Below are 4,911 nucleotides of genomic sequence, written 5' to 3' on the forward strand. Positions count from 1 at the left end.
GAGCACGTCATTCGTAATGATGGGGTCGTAGGTTCGAGTCCTATCAGCGGCACCACTTCCCCCTAAATTGAATATTCAATCAGAGCGCGGCGGTTAGAATTGCAGCGTGGTCCGACGCCGTGAGCGGCACACCATTTTTGCGGCTAGACGAGGCTGAAGCCGATTGTTCCGCCAAGGCTTCGATGTCGGAGGTTTCGACGCCGAACGCCGCAAGTCGTGGCAAGCCTTGGGCCTCTTGCCATGCTTCCAACCCAGACATCCCATCGCCGCCCGGTACAGGTGTAAAGGCGTCGGAGATGGCCAATACGCATTCCGACAAGCGGGCATGGATATCGGCTCCCTGCCCCGCCACAGCGAGATTTTGGCGCAGCACCGGCACCAGCAAGCGTCCACAAAGTGCGCCGTGAGGTGCCCCGTAGCGCCCGCCCAAGACAGAGGCGGCCCCATGAGCGGCGCCCAGACCCGAGTTGGCCAACGCCATCCCGCTGGTCAAACTGACCCACGCCATGTTGCTCCATGCATCATCATCCCCACCCGACAGCACGGCCCTGAGCGCAGCCAACCCTAGGGAAATGTTGGGCCGCGTAAGCGCATCGGAAAACGGTGTAGCGGCGCAGGACGTGTAGGATTCAATCGTTTGCACAATGGCATCAAGCCCGGACGACAGCACTGTATTCGCCGGAGCGGAGCGCAATAGCGTAGGGTCCACGAGTGCGATGGCCGGAAACAAGGCCCGACCTCGGAGGCTGACTTTTGCCTGTTTTGAGGGGATTTCAAGGACTGCGTTTGCTGTGACCTCAGCCCCGGTGCCCGCGGTCGTTGGCACAGCGATACACGGCACCGCGGCCGCCATATCAAGCAAGTGTTGAGGCACGCTCGCGAAGTCTTCGGTCAGGTGCAGACCGTGGCTGAGGCAGAAGGCAACTGCCTTGCCACTGTCCAACACAGCGCCCCCGCCGCAGGCAACAACCGCGTCGATGGGACCGTCAGCCAAGGCCGCCACTGTCGCATTGACCGAGGCCACCGAAGGCTCTTTGCCGCAGGTCACTTCCTCAACCGATAGTCCAGATTGTTGGAGCGCCTCGCGCACAGATGCTGCCGCAATGCCACTTGCCCCTCGCAAAAGCGCCACCCGTTTGGTTCCAGCGGGCAGAGCCTCTGCCACGCGGTCACTCACGCCATTGCCAAAGCGCACGATCGTCGGGACGGAGAAAGAAAAGGGCTGATTCATCTTGTGGCCTCAGAACGCTAGGGTGGATTGCACGGCCCGATGCCACGCGGCGTATTTAGTGGCGCGTGTGTCCTCGGGCATGGTGGGCTGAAACTGGCGATCTAGCGCCCAGCTACGGGCGAATTCTTCTTGACCCGGAAGTGCACCGACCTGCATGCCCGCCAACCATGCGGCCCCCACTGCCGTAGTTTCCAACACCTTGGGCCGGTCCACCGGGGCGCCGATAATGTCGGCAAGAAACTGCATGGTCCAGTCAGACGCGCTCATCCCGCCATCCACGCGCAAAACCGGTGCGGCATCATCGGACGCCCAATCGGCACGCATCGCCTCTAACAGATCGCGGGTTTGGTAGCCCACGCTTTCGAGGGCCGCGCGGGCCAGCTCTTCGGGGCCAGAATTGCGCCGAAGGCCATAGATCGCACCACGACATTCGGGGTTCCAATAGGGCGCGCCAAGTCCGGTAAAGGCAGGCACCATGACCACAGATTGCGTCGGATCAGCGGCCTCCGCCAAGGGTTGCGTATCAGCCGCATGACGGATCATCTTGAGCCCATCACGCAACCACTGCACCACCGCCCCTGCAATAAAAATCGAGCCTTCGAGCGCGTAAGTCGGTTTGCCATCAAGCTGATAGGCGATTGTGGTCAGAAGTTGGTTGTTCGATTTAACCGGTACATCGCCGGTGTTGAGCAGGGCAAAACACCCCGTCCCATAGGTCGATTTCAACATGCCCGGCTCAAAACACGCCTGCCCGAGCGTTGCGGCCTGTTGGTCCCCGGCAACACCCCGAATGGGAATGGCGCGGCCAAAAAGATCAGGGCGCGTTTCGCCATAATCAGCCGCACTATCCTTTACCTCTGGCAGGAGCGACATGGGAATGTCGAACAGGTCGCAAATTGTCTGGCTCCAACGGCCTTTACGGATGTCATACAACATGGTGCGCGCTGCATTGGTTGCATCTGTGGCATGCACGCGGCCGCCCGTGAGCTTCCAGATCAAAAAGGTATCGACGGTGCCGAACAATAGCTCACCACGTCGTGCCATATCGCGGGCACCCTCGACGTGATCAAGAAGCCACTTCAGCTTGGTCGCGGAAAAATAGGGGTCCAGCAGCAGACCGGTGCGGTCATTGACCATATCGGCATGCCCCGCTTCGCGTAGTGCAGTACACGTGTCGGCGGTGCGGCGGTCTTGCCAGACGATGGCGTTGTAAATGGGTTTGCCAGTCTCTCGGTGCCACACAAGCGTGGTTTCACGTTGGTTGGTAATGCCAATGGAGACGATGTCGCTGGCCTTAGCGCCGGCGCGTTCAATCGCGGCCCGACAAGTGCCTGCGGTCGTGGCCCAAAGATCGTCGGGATTATGTTCAACCCAACCCGACTGTGGGAAAATCTGAGGAAACTCTTCCTGTGCCGATGCAACAGGCGTCAGAGAGGCATCAAACAGGATCGCCCGCGATGACGTGGTGCCCTGATCGATGGAAAGAACGTAGGTCATGGTAGTGGCTCTGTTTGACAGCGGGGTGGGCAGAACCACCCGAAAATATGCGGGGCGCCCTACAAGAAGGCGCCCCACACCAGGGAGATCAGGAGCGGCTTAGTTCTGCCAGGATTTAATCAGCTCGTCGTAGGCGACGGTCTGTGGTGTCTCATCCTCGTTCTCCAGCTTGGGGAACGGGGCCCCCGGCTGAGCGAACCAGTGATCGGCACCAAGCTCTTCGTTCATGACGGGACCAAGGTCGCCTTGAACGCCTGCGCGCTCCAGACGGCTCATGACAGCTTCTTGAGCTTCACACAGGGCATCCAGCGCTTCTTGTGCGGTCTTTTGACCGGACATTGCATCGCCGATGTTCTGCCACCACAGCTGCGCCAAACGTGGATAGTCTGGCACGTTAGTGCCCGTGGGCGACCATGCCACACGCGCGGGCGAGCGGTAGAATTCGATCAGGCCGCCAAGTTTGTCGGCGCGATCGGTGAAGTGATCAGAGTTGATGGTCGACTCGCGGATGAACGTCAGACCCACGTCGGACTTTTTCAGGTCCACCGTCATGGAAGTCACGAACTGCGCATAGAGCCATGCGGCTTTGGCGCGGTCCACAGGTGTGGATTCCATCAGCGTCCAGGAACCAGCGTCCTGATAGCCAACCTTCTGGCCTTCTTTCCAGTAAACACCATGCGGAGAGGGAGCCATGCGCCACTTGGGCGTGCCATCCTCGTTCATGACCGGCAGGTCGGGCTCAACCGTGGCGGCTGTGAACGCGGTGTACCAGAACATCTGCTGGGCGACATTCCCTTGTGCCGGGATCGGACCAGCTTCCGAGAAGGTCATACCAGCGGCTGCGGGGGGCGTGTATTTCTCAAGCCATTCGATGGCTTTTTCAACGGCGTAAACAGCCGCAGGAGCGTTGGTTGCACCACCGCGCGCCACACAGGACCCGACAGGTTGGGAGTTTTCGTTCACACGAATGCCCCACTCATCGACGGGCAGGCCGTTCGGCTCACCCACGTCGCCCATGCCAGCCATGGACATCCACGCATCGGTGTAACGCCAGCCCAGCGAGGGGTCTTTTTTACCGTAATCCATGTTGCCAAAGACTTCGCCTTCGACACCGAGATGGCTCAGATCGCGGCCGGTAAAGAACTCAGCGATGTCCTCATATGCCGACCAGTTGATTGGAACACCCAACTCATAGCCATAGGCGGCCTCGAAGTCGGCTTTGTTCTTTTCGTCGTTGAACCAATCGTAGCGGAACCAATACAGGTTCGCGAACTGCTGTGTTGGCAACTGGTACAGTTTGCCATCGGGGCCAGTGGTAAAGCTGGTGCCGATGAAGTCATCAAGGTTCAGCGTGGGCAGGGTCACGTCTGCGCCTTCGCCAGCCATCCAGTCAGTTAGGTTACGCACCTGCTTGTAGCGCCAGTGGGTACCGATCAGATCACTGTCGTTGATATAGGCGTCATAGATGTTTTCGCCCGACTGCATCTGTGTTTGCAGCTTTTCGACCACGTCGCCTTCGCCAATGAGATCGTGTGTGATCTGAATACCGGTGATCGCGGTGAACGCGGGCGCCAGCACTTGGGATTCATATTCGTGGGTTGTAATGGTCTCGGAGACGACTTTGATCTCCATGCCTTGGAAAGGTGCGGCCGCGTCCACAAAGAACTGCATCTCTGCTTCTTGTTCCGCCCGCGAGAGCACGGAAAGACCCGCAATCTCATTGTCGAGGAACGCCATCGCGGCATCCATATCGGCAAAGGCTGGCGACGCGGTCAGAGACGTCGCAAGGGCCAAGGCCGTTGAGGTTCTAAGTGACAAGTTCATAAAAATCCTCCCATTTTGAACTTTGTTTCTTATGTGCCGAACGCATTTCGGTCCGGGTCTTTACCAGCGCGGATCACACGTATCGGAACACCAATACCGCGTAGATCGCGCAGATCACGAGGGCCCACCACTGGGCCATATCTGCCAGCCCCAACCAAGCCAGATTGATAAAGGCTGAGCCGAGAAGCGTGATGAAAAGTCTGTCGCCCCGTGTCGTTTCTATCCTCAGGACACCGACGCGCGGGGTTTCGGGAAACTTGATCGCAAGGATCGTGAACGCGATCAAAAGGCTGGCGATCACCATAAAGAAAATCGCGGTGGGCCATGTCCATGCCATCCATTCCATGTCGGCGCCTCCC

General features: G+C 59.0%; 4 protein-coding genes. All 4 read right to left on the reverse strand.

Going from position 1 to position 4,911, the window contains the following annotated elements; translation table 11 throughout:
• Positions 1–79: 79 nt before the first annotated feature.
• Positions 80–1,231, reverse strand: a complete 1,152-nt coding sequence (locus AC4GMC_RS17095) for an iron-containing alcohol dehydrogenase (protein WP_487877507.1) — start codon at positions 1,229–1,231, stop codon at positions 80–82.
• A gap of 9 nt (positions 1,232–1,240) precedes the next feature.
• On the reverse strand, positions 1,241–2,728 hold the full coding sequence (gene glpK, locus AC4GMC_RS17100) for a glycerol kinase GlpK (protein WP_487877508.1): 1,488 nt from the start codon (positions 2,726–2,728) through the stop codon (positions 1,241–1,243).
• Between the two features lie 99 nt (positions 2,729–2,827).
• The gene (locus tag AC4GMC_RS17105; protein WP_038005828.1) at positions 2,828–4,552 is read right to left on the reverse strand and encodes an ABC transporter substrate-binding protein; all 1,725 of its coding nucleotides are present in this window, start codon (positions 4,550–4,552) and stop codon (positions 2,828–2,830) included.
• 73 nt (positions 4,553–4,625) lie between these two features.
• A complete protein-coding gene (locus AC4GMC_RS17110; RefSeq protein ID WP_487877509.1) occupies positions 4,626–4,898 on the reverse strand; it encodes a DUF2160 domain-containing protein in 273 nt (90 codons plus the stop codon).
• Positions 4,899–4,911 lie beyond the last annotated feature (13 nt).

It is taken from the genome of Thalassobacter sp. (assembly GCF_982993085.1).